14 protein-coding genes and 2 pseudogenes are annotated in these 16,126 nt (G+C 74.6%); 5 read left to right on the top strand and 11 right to left on the bottom strand.

Translation table 11 applies throughout. The features are described from left to right. Window position 1: 1 nt before the first annotated feature. From ugpE to IEX99_RS09035, 5 genes and pseudogenes are all read right to left on the bottom strand, one after another. A complete protein-coding gene (gene ugpE / locus IEX99_RS09050; RefSeq protein ID WP_188899687.1) occupies window positions 2–901 on the bottom strand; it encodes a sn-glycerol-3-phosphate ABC transporter permease UgpE in 900 nt (299 codons plus the stop codon). Further along, a complete protein-coding gene (gene ugpA / locus IEX99_RS09045) occupies window positions 901–1,782 on the bottom strand; it encodes a sn-glycerol-3-phosphate ABC transporter permease UgpA (protein WP_188899686.1) in 882 nt (293 codons plus the stop codon). The genes ugpE and ugpA overlap by 1 nt, the downstream gene beginning before the upstream one ends. Before the next feature lie 21 nt (window positions 1,783–1,803). After that, window positions 1,804–2,949, bottom strand: a pseudogene (ugpB, locus tag IEX99_RS09040) (sn-glycerol-3-phosphate ABC transporter substrate-binding protein UgpB); the annotation flags it as partial. Between the two features lie 12 nt (window positions 2,950–2,961). Further along, window positions 2,962–3,162 (bottom strand): hypothetical protein, encoded by a 201-nt coding sequence (locus IEX99_RS22435; protein ID WP_229677893.1) that lies wholly within the window; start codon window positions 3,160–3,162, stop codon window positions 2,962–2,964. 79 nt (window positions 3,163–3,241) lie between these two features. Continuing rightward, window positions 3,242–4,435: a diaminopropionate ammonia-lyase gene (locus IEX99_RS09035; RefSeq protein WP_188899685.1), complete on the bottom strand. Its 1,194-nt coding sequence runs from the start codon at window positions 4,433–4,435 to the stop codon at window positions 3,242–3,244. Window positions 4,436–4,501: 66 nt separating this feature from the next. On the opposite strand from IEX99_RS09035, the gene denD reads away from it, so the two are divergent. Continuing rightward, a complete protein-coding gene (gene denD, locus IEX99_RS09030; protein ID WP_188899684.1) occupies window positions 4,502–5,485 on the top strand; it encodes a D-erythronate dehydrogenase in 984 nt (327 codons plus the stop codon). A 346-nt stretch (window positions 5,486–5,831) separates the two neighbouring features. On the opposite strand, the gene IEX99_RS09025 is transcribed toward denD, so the two are convergent. Beyond that, a complete protein-coding gene (locus IEX99_RS09025; protein ID WP_188899683.1) occupies window positions 5,832–6,302 on the bottom strand; it encodes an acyl-CoA thioesterase in 471 nt (156 codons plus the stop codon). Window positions 6,303–6,631: 329 nt separating this feature from the next. Here IEX99_RS09025 and IEX99_RS09020 point away from each other — a divergent pair, with 329 nt between their 5' ends. Next, window positions 6,632–7,624: a tripartite tricarboxylate transporter substrate binding protein gene (locus tag IEX99_RS09020; protein ID WP_188899682.1), complete on the top strand. Its 993-nt coding sequence runs from the start codon at window positions 6,632–6,634 to the stop codon at window positions 7,622–7,624. Window positions 7,625–7,791: 167 nt separating this feature from the next. Here the strand turns inward: IEX99_RS09020 and IEX99_RS22830 are convergent. After that, a pseudogene (locus tag IEX99_RS22830) lies at window positions 7,792–8,262 on the bottom strand (aldolase/citrate lyase family protein); the annotation flags it as partial. 168 nt (window positions 8,263–8,430) lie between these two features. On the opposite strand from IEX99_RS22830, the gene IEX99_RS09010 reads away from it, so the two are divergent. Further along, window positions 8,431–9,423: a tripartite tricarboxylate transporter substrate binding protein gene (locus IEX99_RS09010; RefSeq protein WP_188899681.1), complete on the top strand. Its 993-nt coding sequence runs from the start codon at window positions 8,431–8,433 to the stop codon at window positions 9,421–9,423. Window positions 9,424–9,549: 126 nt separating this feature from the next. Here IEX99_RS09010 and IEX99_RS09005 read toward each other — a convergent pair whose 3' ends face one another. The 4 genes from IEX99_RS09005 to IEX99_RS08990 are packed head-to-tail and all read right to left on the bottom strand — an operon-like array spanning window position 9,550 to window position 14,108. Beyond that, window positions 9,550–10,743 carry a M20 family metallopeptidase gene (locus tag IEX99_RS09005; RefSeq protein WP_188899680.1) on the bottom strand — a complete coding sequence of 398 codons (1,194 nt, stop codon included), beginning with the start codon at window positions 10,741–10,743 and terminating at the stop codon, window positions 9,550–9,552. Between the two features lie 15 nt (window positions 10,744–10,758). Further along, on the bottom strand, window positions 10,759–11,760 hold the full coding sequence (locus tag IEX99_RS09000) for a tripartite tricarboxylate transporter substrate binding protein (RefSeq protein ID WP_188899679.1): 1,002 nt from the start codon (window positions 11,758–11,760) through the stop codon (window positions 10,759–10,761). Between the two features lie 18 nt (window positions 11,761–11,778). Further along, the gene (locus IEX99_RS08995; protein ID WP_188899678.1) at window positions 11,779–12,657 is read right to left on the bottom strand and encodes a fumarylacetoacetate hydrolase family protein; all 879 of its coding nucleotides are present in this window, start codon (window positions 12,655–12,657) and stop codon (window positions 11,779–11,781) included. After that, window positions 12,657–14,108 (bottom strand): amidase, encoded by a 1,452-nt coding sequence (locus IEX99_RS08990; RefSeq protein ID WP_229677892.1) that lies wholly within the window; start codon window positions 14,106–14,108, stop codon window positions 12,657–12,659. The genes IEX99_RS08995 and IEX99_RS08990 overlap by 1 nt, the downstream gene beginning before the upstream one ends. 183 nt (window positions 14,109–14,291) lie before the next feature. Between IEX99_RS08990 and IEX99_RS08985 the strand changes: the two genes are divergently transcribed. Both IEX99_RS08985 and IEX99_RS08980 read left to right on the top strand, forming a co-directional pair. After that, window positions 14,292–15,116 (top strand): class I SAM-dependent methyltransferase, encoded by an 825-nt coding sequence (locus tag IEX99_RS08985; RefSeq protein WP_188899677.1) that lies wholly within the window; start codon window positions 14,292–14,294, stop codon window positions 15,114–15,116. Window positions 15,117–15,197: 81 nt separating this feature from the next. Further along, complete coding sequence (locus tag IEX99_RS08980; protein WP_188899676.1) at window positions 15,198–16,109, top strand: polysaccharide deacetylase family protein; 912 nt, start codon at window positions 15,198–15,200, stop codon at window positions 16,107–16,109. Window positions 16,110–16,126 lie beyond the last annotated feature (17 nt).

Raw genomic sequence — 16,126 nt, 5'->3', positions numbered from 1 at the left:
GCTACTTCTCCGTCTCGGTCAGGCCGCGCACGAACCAGCGCTGCATCAGCACCACCACCGCCACCGGCGGCAGCATCGCCAGCACCGCCGTCGCCATGATGGTGTTCCACTCGTTCTGCGCGTCGCCGGTGCCGATCATCTTCGAGAGGCCGACGACGATCGTCTCCAGCGAGCTGTCGTTCACCACGAGCAGCGGCCAGAGGTACTGGTTCCAGCCGTAGATGAACAGGATCACGAACAGCGCCGCGATGTTGGTGACCGAAAGCGGCACCACCACGTCCCGGAAGAAGCGCAGCGGGCCGGCGCCGTCCATCTTCGCCGCCTCCACGTACTCGTCCGGGATGGTGAGGAAGAACTGGCGGAACAGCAGCGTCGCCGTGGCGGAGGCGACCAGCGGCACCACCAGCCCCGCCATGGTGTTGATCAGGGCGAGATCCACCATGACCTGGAAGGTCGGGATGATGCGCACCTCCACGGGCAGCATCAGCGTGAGGAAGATCATCCAGAAGAACGCCATGCGCCCGGGGAAGGAGAAGAACGCCACGGCGTAGGCGGAGAGCAGCGAGATCGCGATCTTCCCTGCCGCGATCAGCAGCGCCATCAGCGCGCTGTTCCAGAGCATCACCGCCGCCGCCGTGGTGCGGAACCGCCCCCCGCCTTCCGCCCAGGCGGTGGCGTAGTTCCCGATGGCGTGATGCCCCGGCAGCAGCGGCACCTCGCCCCGCCCGATCGTCGCCGCGTCGTGCGTCGAGCCGACCAGGGTGATCCAGATCGGCAGGGCGAAGACGAGCACGCCGAGGACCAGCCAGCCATGCGTCCAGGCGCGGTCGAGCAGGCGCCGCCGCCGCGCCGCGGCCGCCGCCCTGCCCTCCGCCGGGCCGATGCCCTCCGGCGCGCGCATCAGTAGTGCACCCGGCGCTCGACATGGCGGAACTGCACCGCCGTCAGGGCGATCACGATCGCCATCAGGATCACGCTCTGCGCCGCCGAGCCGCCGAGGTTCAGGTTCTGCACCCCGTCCACGTAGACCTTGTAGATCAGCGTCTCCGTCGCCTTGCCCGGCCCGCCGCCGGTCAGCGCGTGGATCACCCCGAAGGTGTCGAAGAAGGCGTAGGTCAGGTTCACCACCACCAGGAAGAAGGTGGTGGGCGAGAGCAGCGGGAACACCACGGTCCAGAACCGGTAGGCCGGCCGCGCGCCGTCCATCGCCGCCGCCTCCAGCACCGAGCGCGGGATGGACTGCAGGCCCGCGAGGAAGAAGATGAAGTTGTAGCTCACCTGCTTCCAGGCCGAGGCGAGGATCACCAGCGCCATCGCCTGCGCCCCGTTCAGCTTGTAGTCCCAGGCGATCCCCGCCGCGTTCAGCGCCCGCCCGACGAGCCCGATCGAGGGATGGAACAGGAACAGCCAGAGCACCGCCGCCACCGCCGGCGCCACGGCGTAGGGCCAGATCAGCAGCGTCTTGTACGCGCCCGCGCCGCGGATCTGCTTGTCCGCCAGCACCGCGAGGAACAGCGCCGCGCCGAGCGCGAGCGCCGCGACCGCGGCGGAGAACACCGCCGTGTTCCATACCGCGTTCAGGTAGAGCGGATCGGCCAGCACCTCGCGGAAATTCTCGAGGCCGACGAATTCCGAGCGCAGCCCGAACGGGTCCTCGCGCAGCACGCTCTGCCGGATCGCCTGCCCCGCCGGCCAGAAGAAGAAGACCAGCGTCACGGCGATCTGCGGCGCGAGCAGCAGGTAGGGCAGGACCTTGCCGCGGAAGATGACGCGCCTGCGCATGGCCCTGGCCGAGGGCGGCGGTCAGCCGCCCCGGTTCTGCCGCTCGAAGTTGCGCAGCACCTGGTTGCCGCGGCTCGCCGCGTTGTCCATCGCCTGCCGCGCGTCCTGCTGCCCCTGGAAGGCCCGCTCCATCTCCTCCTGGATGATGTTGCGGATCTCGACGAAGCCGCCGAGGCGGATGCCGCGGCTGTTCTCGGTCGTCCGCCCGCCGCCGCGCAGGAGCTGGCGGATCGGGATGTCGGCGCCGGGGTTCCGCTCGTAGTAGCCGCTCGCCCGCACCTGCTCGAAGGCCGTGCGCGTCACCGGCAGGAAGCCGGTCTCGGTGTGCCACCTCGCCGCCACCTCGGGCCGGGCGAGGTAGCGGAAGAACTCCGCCACCGCGCGCCACTCCTCGGCGCTGCGGCCCTGGTTCGGGCCGCGGTTCATCGCCCAGAACGCCGCGCCCCCGATGATCGAGTTGATCGGCGCCCCTGGCACGTCCGGATAGTAGGGCAGCATCGCCACCCCCCACTCGAACCGCGCCTCGCGCAGGATGCGCGCGCGCAGGCCGGAGGAGGCGAACAGGACCGCGCACTCGCCGGAGGGGAACAGCGCGTCCCCCGCGGCGTCGCGCCCGCCGTAGCGGAACAGCCCCTCGCGCTGCCAGTCCACCAGGTTCTGCACGTGGCGCACCAGGGTCGGGTTGTTGATCCTGAGCTCCGCGTCGAGGCCCTCGAACCCGTTCGCCCGGGTGGCGAGCGGCAGGTCGTGGATGGCGCTGAACTGCTCGATCTGGATCCAGGTCGGCCAGGCCGTGCTCATCGGGCAGGCGACGCCGGCCGCCTTGAGCCTGCGCGCCGCCTCCGCCACCTCCGGCCAGGTCTCCGGGAAGCGTTCCGGGTCGAGCCCCGCGCGGCGGAACGCGTCCTTGCTGTAGAAGGCCACCGCGGTCGAGGAATTGAACGGCATCGCCATCTGCCGCCCGTCGGCCGTCGCGTAGTAGCCGCGCACCGGGGCGAGGTAGTCGTCGAAGTCGATCTCCACCCCCGCCTCGCGCAGCAGCTCGTGCACCGGCTTCACCGCGCGGCCGGCGGCCATCATCGTGCCGGTGCCGACCTCGAACATCTGCACCACATGCGGCGCGCTGTTGGCGCGGAACGCCGCGATCGCCGCCACCATCGTCTCCGGGTAGGAGCCGCGTTAGGCGGGCGCGACGCGGTAGCGCGGCTGGCTGCCGTTGAAGTCGCCGACGATGCCCTCGAGGATGCCGCCGAGCGGCTGCGGCAGCCCGTGCCAGAACTGGATCCCGACCGTGGCCTGCTGCGCCCGCGGCGCCGCGAGGGGCAGCGCGGCGGCGAGGCCGAGGCCGGCGGCCCCGGCGGCCAGGAAGCGGCGCCTCATGACCTTGTCCTCTCCCGTGGATGAGCCCGGGCGGCTCCCGGCTACATGGCCGCCATGGCGCCCCTATTACAGGAACGCGTCAGTCCGATGAAGCGCCGGCCACCTGCTCCGGCCTCCGCCCGACCAGCCGCGCATAGACCTCGGGGTCGGTCGCCCCCTCCGTGCCGAACAGCAGCACGCGGCTGTCCGGCCCGAGCCCCAGCGCGGTGCGCGCGATCGGCTCGCGCGCGGCGAGCAGCAGCCCGGCAAGGCCGGCGACCGCGCTCTCCCCCGCCACCACCGGCGGGGTGCGCGCGGCCAGCGCCTTCATGCACGCCACCGCCGCCTCGTCCGGCACCGCCATGAAGGCGAAGGCGCCCCGCTCCAGCTCCTGCCAGGCGAGCAGCGAGGGCTCGCCGCAGGCGAGGCCCGCCATCAGCGTGTCGAGCTCGCCGCGCACCGTCGCCGGCTCGCCGGCCTCCGCGCTCTCGAGCAGGCACGCGGCCCTGTCCGGCTCGACCACCACCACCTTCACCGCGTCCCCGTAGCGCGCGCGCATCTGCGCCGAGACCGCGGCCGCGACGCCGCCGACCCCGCCCTGCACGAAGGCGTGGGTCGGCGGCGCCGGCATCTGCTCCGCGGCCTCCTCGGCCATCACCCGGTAGCCCTGCATCACGTCGCGCGGCACCTCGGTATAGCCGGGATAGGAGGTGTCGGAGACGACGAACCACCCCTCGCGCTCCGCCGTCCGTTGCGCCTCGCGCACGGAATCGTCGTAGGTGCCCTTCACCTCCCGCACCTCGGCGCCGTAGCGGGCGATCGCGTCGCGCCGCCCCCGGCTGACATGCTCGTGGACGAAGATCACGCAGCGGCAGCCGAAGCGCCGGGCGCCCCAGGCGACGGAGCGGCCGTGGTTCCCGTCGGTCGCGCAGGTGACGGTGATGCGCCCGGTCGCCTCCCGGTACTTCCCCTCGACCAGCTCGGCCGAGGTCGCCGCGCCGGCGACGCCGCGCCTCGCCAGCTCCGCGACCAGCAGCCGCGCCACCGCATAGGCGCCGCCCAGCGCCTTGAACGAGCCGAGGCCGAAGCGCCCCGCCTCGTCCTTGTAGCGCACCGCCGCCACGCGCGCCGCCTCGGCCACGTCGGGCAGGTCGAGCAGCGGCGTCGGGGCGTAGCCGGGCCAGGAGGCGATCTCCTCCTTCGCCCGGCGGAAGCCGGACTCCGGCAGCACGACGGTGCCGGGCGTGCCGTGCCGGCGGTTGAGCAGGAAGCGGAACGGAAGGGCGGGGATCATGGCCGGCACCTTGGCGCGCGCCGCGCGGCGCGGCAACCTCCGCGCGTGGAGAGGCAGGAGGCGGCGATGCGCGTCACGATCCTCGGCGGCAACGGATTCCTGGGCCGCAAGCTGGCCGCGCGCCTGGCCCGCGACGGCGCCCTCGGCGGCCGCCCGATCGCGGAACTGACGCTGTTCGACCTCACCGAGCCGGCGCGGCTCGAGGCCCCCTTCCCGGTGCGCCGGATCGCCGGCGACGTCGCCGACCAGGCCGCCGTCGGCGGGGCCATCCCCCCCGGCACGGAGGTGGTCTTCCACCTCGCCGCCGTCGTCAGCGCCCAGGCGGAGGCCGACTACGATCTCGGCCTGCGCGTCAACCTGCACGGCACCCTCGCGGTGCTGCAGGCCTGCCGCGCGCTGGGGACGAAGCCGCGCGTGGTGTTCACCTCCTCCGTCGCCTCCTTCAGCGGCGGGCAGGAGGCGGTGCTGCCGGACGACGCGCGCCAGCTCCCCACGAATTCCTACGGCGCGCAGAAGGCGATCGGCGAGCTGCTGCTGCAGGACGCCTCGCGCCGCGGCTTCCTCGACGCGGTCAACCTCCGCCTGCCGACCGTCATGGTCCGCCCCGGCCGGCCGAACCGGGCGGCCTCCTCCTTCGTCTCCGCGATCATCCGCGAGCCGCTGCTCGGCCTCGCCACCGATTGCCCGGTCCCCGAATCCTTCGCCGTCTGGATCTGCTCGCCGCGGAGCGCCGTCGGGTGGTTCCTGCACGCGGCGACGATGGACACGGCGCCGCTCGGCCTCGACCGCGGCATCAACCCGCCGGGACGCAGCGCCACCGTCGCCAAGATCCTGGAGGCGCTGGAGCGCGTCGCCGGCCCCGAGGCGCGCGCCCGCGTGCGCTTCGTCCCCGACCCGGAGGTCCAGGCGATCGTCGAGGGCTGGCCCGCCGCCTTCGAGGCCGAGCGGGCGCGCCTCCTCGGCTTCGCCGAGCAGGAATCCCTCGAGGAGCTCGTGCGCGCCTTCGTCGCGGAGGACCTCGAGGCGACGCGGCGCGACCGCGGCCTCTGATCGGGTTCAGGCCCGCCGGCGCCCGCACGGCGCGGGCGGCGCGCCGACCATCAGCCCGCTGGCGGCGGCGAGGAGGTACCACGTGGCCCGGTCGGTGTAGCGCCCGGCAAGGGCGTTCGGGAGCTGCTCGATCGGCGCGTCGGTGGCGGGAGACCGAGCGCGAGCACGATGGCGCCGACGATCAGCAGCCGACGCCGGCGATCCGGCTGGTGGTCATGGCGGGCCGCCTTCCGGTTGGCCGGGCATCGCCCCGGCACAACGCAACGGACCGGACATGGTCGCGCGGACGGCCCCACCGCCGCGCAGGCGGGAGGGCGGGGCGCCTCGCCCGACGCGGACGGTCCCTTCAGCCGCCGCTCTCGTCAGTCGCTCCGTCCACCTCCAGCAGCGCGCGGCGCACCTCGGGCGGGATCGCCGTCTTCTCGCCGCTGCGGCTGCGCACCAGCACGCAGACGGCGCGCGCCGAGCACACCAGCCCGTCGCCGCGCCGCCACATCGCGTACTCGTGCACGAAGCTCGATCGGCGGAAGCTCGGCGTGCGCTGGGTCAGCAGCACCTCGTCGTCGAAGCCGGCGGCCTTGAGGTAGCGGACGTCGAAGTGGATCACCGCCGGCCCCGGCTCGCCGGGCCCGAAGCCGCCGCCGCAGCGCAACCACCAGGCGACGCGCAGGTCCTCGAACAGCACCAGGTAGGCCGTGTGGTTGACATGCGCGTGCATGTCGCACTCGGACCAGCGGATGCGGTGGTGCCGCGCCTGGCTCCAGTCGCCCTCGACCAGGAACCGCGCCCGGTCCGACTCGGTGATCGCCGACCTCATGCCGCCTCCCCCGCGTGCCATGGCCGCGGCGTTCTTGCCCGGAGGCGCGGGGCAGACGCAAGGCCGGGCGCGAGGCGCGGTGGCCTCCGGCCCGGCGGTCCGGCCGGTGGCCCGCAGCGTCCGATCCGTCCGCCCGGCGGCCGGGCACGGTCACGGAGGCCGCCGCATCGCGCCCGCGCCGCGACGCGTGCCCGGAGCCGGGCGCCACGGCCCGCCGAGCATGCCGCGATCGTCGCGGCGCGAGCGCCCCTGCCGTACGGAATGCTTGAAACCGGCGAAGCCGCCGGGCCACCCTTCCGGGCAAGGAAGCGATGAAAAGGAGGAACGTCATGCTCACCCGCCGCCAGGTCGGAGCCGCGACGCTCGGCGCCGCCGCAGCGCTCGGCGCCCCCGCGGTCGCCGGCGCGCAGCCGTCCGAGGCCTGGCCGAACCCGAACCGCCCGGTCGAGGTGATCGTCCTCGCCAACGCGGGCGGCCCGGTGGACGTCATGACCCGGCTGATCCTGCCCTTCGTCGCCGAGCGCATCCCCGGCCTGCGCACCGTCGTCACCAACCGCCCCGGCGCCGGCGGGCAGATCGGCCTCGAGGCCACCTTCAACGCCGCGCCGGACGGCTACACCCTCGGCGCCACCACCATCCCCGCGCAGATGGCGATCCCGATCGAGCGCCCGACGCGCTACCGGGCGATGGACTTCACCTTCATCGCCAACATCGTCGAGGACCCCAACGCCTTCTACGTCCCCGCCGACAGCCCCTTCCGCACCATCGGAGACCTGATCGAGCGGGCCCGCGCCGCCCCGGGCACGATCCACTGCGCGACCACGGGAATCGGCTCGGACGACCACATCTTCCTGCTCGCCTTCGAGGCGGCCGCGCGCATCCCGCCGCTGGTCCACGTGCCCTTCACCGGCAACGCGCCGCTCTTCTCGCAGCTCCTCGGCGGGCACCTCCAGCTCGCCGCGGTGAACATCAACGACGCGATCGCGCTGATGCGCGAGGGCCGGGTCCGCGCCCTGGCGATGGCCGGCACGGAGCGGAGCCGCTTCGCCCCCGAGGTGCCGACCCTGCGCGAGCTGGGCTTCGACATCGTCACCGGCGCCTCGCGCGGCATCCTCGGCCCGCCCGGCTTGCCCGGGCCGATCGTGGCGAAGCTGGAGGAGGCGTTCCGCGGCGCCCTCTCCGACCCCCGCTTCGTCGCCGACGCGGAGCGCCAGTTCATGCCGCTCCGCCCGCTGGTCGGCGCGGAGTACAGGCGCATGGCGCAGGGCGTGGATGACATGGTGCGCAGCCTGTGGGAGGTGCGCCCCTGGCGCGAACGCTGAGGACCGGCGCGCGGCACCGGGGCGCGGCCCGCCGCCCGGCCCGTCGCCGGGCGGCCAGCGCCTCCGCGCGCCGCAGCAGGCGCCGCGCCGCAAGATAGGTCGGCACCTCCACGAACAGCCCGTCCACTTCGGCGCGGTCCTCGCCGCGGGCGCGCGGTGACGCGCGGGCTCGCCCGGGCGATCGCCAGCGTCCGCACCACCCCGGCGGCGGTCTCCACATTCGGGACGATCTCGGTGCGCCCCGGCACCCGTTCCAGCGCGGCGATCGCCTCGTCCAGCGCCTGCACCTGCCCGTGCGAGACCACCTTGCTCATCATCACCACGTCCGACTCGCCGGCCATGGCGGCGGCGAGATCCTCGCGCCCGCAGTCCTCGAGCGGGTTGATGCGCACCGCCGCCACCACCCCGGCCGCCCGCCAGGCGAGGAACAGCGCGGCGCACAGCGCCCGCGCCTCGGGCCGACGCCCGGGCGGCGTGAAGTCCTCCAGCTCCTGGATCAGCACGTCGGCGCCCAGCCCCGGTGCGGCGCGCAGCACCGTCTCCTCCGCGCCCGGCAGGAACAGCCAGGAGCGGCGCAGCGCAGGGGGCCGGACGCGGCGATCCGGACCGGGGGACCCGTCCGGGCTCTGGCACGGCATGTCCCGAGCCTATGGGCCGACGATGCCGCCGGCAACCGCGGCCGCGCCCCCCATGCGAGGCGCCGATGCGCGCGCGACGCGCCCAGCCCGCCCTTTTCGTGACCCTTGAACCGCGTCGCGCAGCGAGCGACGCTCGGCCTCGACGATCCTCCGGAGGAAAGGACAGCCATGACGACCACGCCGATCCGCCGCCGCGCCGCGCTCGGCGCAGGCGCGGCCCTGCTCGCGGCGCCGCCCGCGCTCCGCGCGCAGACCGCCGCCGCGGCCTGGCCCACCGAGCGGCCGATCGAGGTGATCGTCCCCTTCCCGCCCGGCGGCGGGGTGGACGTGATGACCCGGCTGATCCTGCCGCTCGCCCAGGCGCGGCTGCCCGGCAGCAACTTCGTCGTCCTCAACCGTCCCGGCGCCGCCGGCCAGATCGGCCTCGAGGCGACCTTCAATGCCGCGCCCAACGGCTACACCATCGGCGCCACCACCATCCCCGCCCACAGCGGCATCGCCATCGAGCGGCCGACGCGCTACCGCCCGCTCGACTTCACCTTCCTCTGCAACATCGTGGACGACCCGAACGCGATCTTCGTCCGCGCCGACTCGCCGATCCGCAGCCTCGGCGACCTGATCGAGCGGGCGAAGGCGGGACCGGGGCAGATCAATTACGGCACCACCGGCATCGGCTCCGACGACCACATCTTCATGCTGGAGCTGGAGCACGCCGCGGGCCTGCCGCCGCAGACCCACATCCCCTTCGCCGGCTCCGCGGTGCTGACCCCGCAGCTCCTCGGCGGCCACCTCGACATGGCGGTGGGCAACGCCGGCGAAATGATCACCCTCGGACGCGAGGGCAAGGTGCGCGGCCTTGCCGTCGCGACGGCCGAGCGCATGCGGCAGGCGCCCGACGTGCCGACCTTCCGCGAGCTCGGCTACGACCTGGTCGCCGGCGCCTCGCGCGGCCTGGTCGGCCCGCCGGGCATCCCGGAGCCGATCGCCGCCCGCCTGCGCGCCGCCTTCGGCGAGGCCATGGCCGACCCCGCCTTCCAGCGCGACGCCGAGCGACTGGTGATGCCGCTGCGCCCGCTGCTCGGCGAGGACTACAGGAAGATGGCGTCGGAGGTGGACGCGCAGCTCCGCGCGCTGTGGCAGAGGAGGCCGTGGCGCGGCTGACCGGCCCGGGGCGCCGCCCGCGCGCCGCGGCGCGCTACCGGGCCGGCGGCATCGCGGTCGCCGCGGCCGTGCCGCCGGCCGGCCCTCCCCCGCCTCCCGCGGCGCGGCCGCGCGCTCGGCCCCCGCTCAGAGGCCCGTCCTGTCCAGCCGCAGGATCGCGCGGGCCAGCGCCTGCGCCCGCGGCACCATGCTGTCCACCATCAGGTACTCCTCGGGGCTGTGCGCCCTGCCGCCCACCGGGCCCACGGCGCAGAGCGTCGGCGTCCCGACCGCCGCGGTGAACCCCGAGTCCGCGCAGCCGCCGGAGAACTCGCCGTCCGCGGTGAAGCCGGTCTCCGCCGCCGCCGCGCGGTACAGCTCGAACAGCCTCGCCGAGGCCGGCGTCTGGGTCAGCGGCAGGAACTCCCCCTTCACGGCGAGCGTCGCGCGCGTGCCGGGCACGAAGCTCCGCGCCACGATCTCGTGGATCTTCCCCACGATCTCGTCGCGATCCGCCGGCTCCACATAGCGCAGGTCAATCTGCCCCTGCGCCCAGGGCGCCACCGTGTTCACGCTCTGCCCGCCGCTCACCAGCCCGACGTTGAGGGTGATGCCGCGGTTGAGGTCCGTCAGCGCGTGGATCGCCTGGATCTTCCGCGCCAGCTCCTCGATGGCGCTGATGCCCTCCTGGAAGTTCCCGCCCGAATGCGCCGCCCTGCCCTCGATCTCCATCGCCATGAAGACGCCGCCCTTGCGCCCCGTGACGACGTTGCCGGAGGGCCGCCCGGGCTCGGCGTTGAACACCACCCGCGCCTGCCGCGCCTCGGCCTCGATCACCGGCCGCCCCTCCGGCGAGCCGATCTCCTCGTCGCCGGTGAACAGGCCGACCAGCGGGCCCGGCGCCCCGCCGAACTTCGCGAAGGCGGCGAGGACGAACATGTTCATCACGATGCCCGCCTTCATGTCGGCGACGCCCGGGCCGTAGGCCTTGTCGCCCTCGATGCGGAAGGGCCGCCGCCGCGGCTCCCCCTTCGGGAAGACGGTGTCGCGGTGGCCCATCAGCACGATGTTCCGCTTCTGGTTGCCGCTGGCGGCCCGCGCCGCCGCCCCGCCCGCCACCGTCGCGCGCAGGCAGTCGCCGTGCTTCTCGCGCGGGATGGTCTCGACCGGGATGCCGTGGGATTCGAGGAAGCGCCGCACCTGCGCGCCCACCGCGTCCACGCCCGCCTTGTCGTAGCTGCCGCCGTCGGTGTTCACCATCTCGCGCAGCGCCTCGATCATCGCCTCGCGCTGCCCGGCGAGCCAGGCGGTGATCCGCGCCTCGATCGTCTCCCCGTCCATCCGGCCGGTCCCCCCTCAATCCACCTTGCCGATGCGCTGCACGGCGCGGATCAGCCGCGCCGAGTCCTCGCGGAAGAAGCGCTCGAACGCCTCCCCGTCGCGGTAGTCGATCGGGCTCCCCGCCGCCTCCAGCGCCCGCCTGAGCTCGGGGTCGGCGACCGCCTGGCGCAGCGCCGCGCGCAGCCGCTCCTGCACCGCCGCGGGCGTTCCCGCCGGCGCGAACAGCCCGGCCCAGATGTAGAACTCGACCTCCGGATAGCCCTTCTCGATGAAGGTCGGCACCTCCTCGAAGCCCGGCGCCCGCCGCGCCCCCCAGCAGGCGAGGGCCCGCAGCTTCCCCTCGCGCACATGCGGCAGCGCCGGCCCGGGTCCGGAGGAGAGCGCCTGCACCGTCCCCGACAGCAGCGCCGTCATCGCCGGCCCGCCGCCCTGGTAGGGCACGTGCAGCAGGTCGAGCCCCGCCGCGCTGGCGAACATCGCCATCGCCACGTGCAGGGTGGAGTAGTTGCCGGCCGAGGAGTAGGTGATCTGCCCCGGCCGCCGCTTCGCGTCCTCGACGAACTCCTCGAGCGTCCGCCAGGGCGCGTCCGCGCGCACCACGAGCAGCGTCGGGTCGGCGGTGATCAGCGCGATCGGCGCGAACTGGTCCACCGTGTAGGCGGGCGGCCGGCCGTACAGGCGGTCCGCCTCCGGCAGCACCGCGAGCGAGGAGAGCGCCATCAGCAGCGTGTGGCCGTCCGGCGCGGCGCGGGCGACGAAGGCGTTGCCGATCGCCCCGCCGGCGCCGCCGCGGTTCACCACCGGCACCGGCACCCGCCAGATCCGCTCGAGCGCCGCCGCCACCGGCCGCGCCACGACGTCCGCCTGCCCGCCCGGCGGGAAGGCCACGACCATCGTCACCGCGCGCGAGGGGTAGGCCGCCGCGTCCTGCGCCGCGGCCCGTCGCGGCGCGACGACCGGCGCCGCCGCGACCGGCGCGATGGTGGCGAGGCCCCTGAGCAGGTGCCGTCTGCGCATGTCCGTCTCCTCTCCGCTTCAGCCCACCGGGTTCTCCAGCACGCCGATGCCGGAGACCTCGATCCGCACCACGTCCTTCGGCCTGAGGAACCGCGGCGGCTGGAAGCCGATCCCCACGCCCGCCGGGGTGCCGGTGGCGATGATGTCGCCCGGCTCGAGGGTGATGCCGGCGCTGATGGTCTCGATCAGCGTCGGGATGTCGAAGATCAGATCGGCCACCGTCGCGTCCTGGCGCAGCTCCCCGTTCACCCAGGTGCGCAGGCGCAGCGCGCCCGGGTCCGGCACCTCGTCGGCGGTCAGGATCGCCGGCCCCATCGGGCAGAACCCGTCCAGCCCCTTGCCGAGGATCCACTGCCGGTGCCGGTGCTGCAGCGTCCGCGCCGTCACGTCGTTGACGATGGTGTAGCCGAAGACGTGCCGCATCGCCTCCGCCCGGCGGATGCCCCGCCCGCCGGCGCCGATCACCACCGCCAGCTCGCCCTCGTAGTCCACCGAGCCGGTCGGATCGAGATAGGAGGGGATCGGCTCGCCCGGCCCGATGACCGAGGTCGGCGGCTTGGAGAACACCACCGGCGCCTCCGGCACCACCTCCTTCGCCGTGGCGTCGAAGCCGGAGCCGGCGAACTCCTTCGCGTGCTCGCGGTAGTTCTTGCCGACGCAGAAGACGTTCTTCGCCGGACGCGGGATCGGCGCCAGCACCTGCGCCCCCGCCACCACCGGCGCGGCCGGGAGACGCGCCGCCGCCCGCGCCAGCGCCGCCGGCCCGGCCGCGATCACCGCGCGCATGTCCTGCGGCAGCGCCGCGTCCACCAGCACGAGGTCGCGCACCAGCCCGTGCGCGTCCAGCGCGCCGACCCGCACCCCGCCCTGCGGATCGCGGAAGGTCACCAGCCGCATCAGCCCCTCTCCTCTCGCCGCGCCGCCGCCTCCGGATCGGCGAGCGGCACCGCCGCGGCCCGCTCGATCGCCCGCGCCCCGCGCAGCGCCAGATCGTCCCGGTACATCGCCGCCACCACCTGCACCGCCCTCGGCATCCCCTCCGCGTCGAGTCCGACCGGCACCGTGACCGCCGGCTGGCGCGTCAGGTTGAAGGCGAAGGTCCAGGGCGCCCAGTCGCGCCACAGCGCCTCCGCCGGGCGCAGCGTCGGCGCGTCGGCGGCGAAGGCCGCGGTGGGGGTGGCGGCGGTCAGCACCAGGTCGTAGCGCTGGTGGAACCGCGCCATGGCGTGCGCCGCCTCCAGCCGCATCGCCTCCGCGGCGAGGACGTCGGCGGCGCCGACCGCACCCTCCCGCGCCGCCACCTCGCGGATGCCGGGCTCGAGCAGCTCCCGCTTCTCCTCCGGCGTCAGCGCCACCACGCGGGCGAGCGCCACGGCCCAAACGCGGCCGAAGATCGCGCGCGTGTCGGGCAGGCCGGGATCGGCCTCCTCGACCACCGCGCCCTGCTCCTCCAGCAGCCGCGCGGCGGCGGCGAGCGCCGCCTCGCCCTCCGCGTCCAGCGGCGGATCGAAGCCGAGGCGGCGCACCAGCGCGACGCGCAGCCCGGCCACGCCGTCCTCGATGCCCTGGCGCCAGTCGCGCGGCTCGTCCGGCAGGCAATAGGGATCGCGCAGGTCGAAGCGCGCCATGGCGGAGAGCATCAGCGCCGCGTCGCGCACGCTGCGCGTCATCGGCCCCGCCACCGCGATGTGCCCGAAGGCCCCGTGCGGCCACTGCGGCACCCGCCCGAAGGTCGGCTTCACCCCGACCAGCCCGCTATAGGCCGCGGGGATGCGGATCGAGCCGCCCGCATCGGTGCCGATGTGCAGCGGCCCGAAGCACGCCGCCCCCGCCGCCCCGGCGCCGGAGGACGATCCCCCCGGCGTGCGCCGCGGGTCCCAGGGGTTGCGCGTGATGCCGTGCAGCGGGCAGTCGCCCGGCGACTTCCAGCCGAACTCCGTCGTCGTCGTCTTGCCGAGGATCACCGCCCCCGCCGCCTTCAGGCCGAGCACGGCGGGCGCGTCCTGCGCGACCGGCGCCGGGTCGGTGGTGCGGCTGCCGCGCCGCGTCGGGAAGCCGGCGAGGTCCAGCAGGTCCTTCACCGTCGCCGGCACGCCGTCGAGCGGCCCGATCGGCCGCCCGGCCATCCAGCGCGCCTCGCTCTCCCCGGCGGCGACGACCGCGCGCGGGTTCATCACGGCGAAGGCGTTGACCCAGGGGTTGTAGCGCGCGATGCGCTCGGTCACGGCCTGCAGCGCCTCCACCGGCGAGAGCGCGCGGCGCGCGTAGAGCGCGAGCAGGGTCTCGGCGGTCATCAGGGCAGGATCGGTCGCGTCCATCGGCAGGCCTTCGGCAGGCGTGCGCAGCATGACGGCTCCCCCGCCCGAGGCAACCCCTGCCGCGCCGCAGGGGCATCGCGCCAGCGGGCGAAGGCGTGGTCGCGTCCCGCCGCCGCCCGCTCGCCACGCCGCTGGGCAGGCCGCGCGTCATCGCGTATCGCAACGGCAACGCCGATCCGCGGATCGCCCCGCGCCCCGAAAGGACGCACCGACATGCAGGCCGACCACCCGCCCGCCGCCCCCGGCGATACGCCTTCCGCCGCGGCCGCGCCCCCGGAGCCGGCTCCGGCCGCGCCGGGGCGCGATCCGCGCCTGTTCGCGCCCCCGCTCGGCGGCGAGAGCTATCTCCAGGTCCTGACGCGCCTGCACAGCGTCCTGCAGCCGCGCACCTATCTCGAGATCGGCGTGCGCACCGGGGCGTCGCTCGCCCTCGCCGCCTGCCCCTCGATCGGCGTGGATCCGGCGATGGAGCCGTCGGCCGCCGCCCTCGGCCGGAAGCCGGCCCTGTTCCTGTTCCAGATGCCGAGCGACCGGTTCTTCCAGCAGCACGACCCCTGCGCGCTGCTCGGCGGCCCCCTCGACATGGCCTTCCTCGACGGCCTGCACGAGTTCGAGACCCTGCTGCGCGACTTCCTCAACACCGAGCGGCACTGCCGGCCGAACTCGGTGATCGTGCTGCACGACTGCCTGCCGACGGATGCGGGAATGACCCGGCGCGCCCAGAGCGGGCCGCGCGGCCCGACGCGCGACCCCAACGTCTGGACGGGCGACGTCTGGAAGCTGGTGCCGATCCTGCGCCGGCACCGGCCCGAGCTGCGCCTCCACCTGCTGAACGCCCGCCCGACCGGCCTCGTCCTGATCACCGGCCTCGACCCGGGGAGCACGGTGCTCAGCCGGCGCTACCACGAGATCGTCGAGGAGTTCGCGCCGCTCGACATCGCGGAGATCGGCGTCACCGCGCACCTCGCCTCCCTGCCGGTGCGCGACACCCGCGCCTACCGCGCGCCGCAGGACCTGCGGCGCCACTTCTGGCTGTAGCGCCGACGGGCCGGGCTTCCCCCGCGCCGCGCCGGGGCGCAGCATCGCCGCGCACCCGCCGCGACCCGGAGGATTCCCCGCATGCCCGACACCTCGCCGCCCGGATCCGCCCGGCCCTGGGAATGGCCGGAGTCCCATTGGCGCAAGATCGTCGGCCGGGCCCGCGCCGGACGCTCGCTCCGCCCCGCCTCCTGGCCGGGCGGCGCCCGGTGCTGCGTCGCCCTCTCCTTCGACGCCGACCACGACACCATCCCGCTGCGCGACGGCGACGAGAGCCCGATGCGCATCAGCCAGGGCCAGTACGGCAACCGCCAGGGCGTTCCGCGCATCCGCGCCCTGCTCTCCCGCCACGGCATCCGTGCGAGCTTCTTCTACCCCGCCGTCTCCGCCCTCCTGTATCCGGAGGAGGTCCGCGCCGTCGCCGACGACGGTCACGAGATCGGCCTCCACTCCTGGATCCACGAGGCCAACACCCGCCTCCCGCCGGGCGTCGAGCGCGACCTCACGCTGCGCGCCGCCGAGGTCCTCGAACGCCTGTCCGGCCGCCGTCCGGTCGGCATCCGCACCGCGAGCTGGGACTTCTCGGCCGACACCCTCGCGATCATCCGGGAGATGGGGCTGCTCTACGACTCCAGCCTGATGGCCGACGACGACCCCTACGAGCTGCTCGACGACGGCGAACCGACCGGCATCGTCGAGCTGCCGCCGGAGTGGATCCGCGACGACGCGGTCTACTTCAACATGGTCCGCTTCTCGGCGCTCCGCCCCTACACCCCGCCCTCGGCGGTCGAGGAGATCTTCCGCACCGAGTTCGACGGCGCCTATGCCGAGGGCGGCCTGTTCCTCCTCACCCTGCACCCGCACGTGATCGGCCACCGCAGCCGCATCGCCCTGCTCGAGCGCCTGGTGCGCCACATGAAGAGCCACCCCGGCGTCTGGTTCGCGACCCACGAGGAGGTCGCGCGCCACTGCCTGGCCGCCGCGCCGCGCTGAGGGGCGGGCGGGCGCAA

The sequence above is a fragment of the Caldovatus sediminis genome, assembly GCF_014644455.1.
Taxonomy (GTDB): domain Bacteria; phylum Pseudomonadota; class Alphaproteobacteria; order Acetobacterales; family Acetobacteraceae; genus Caldovatus; species Caldovatus sediminis.
Note: the sequence above shows the minus strand (reverse complement) of the source record. Positions and strands in the feature narration are given on the sequence as shown.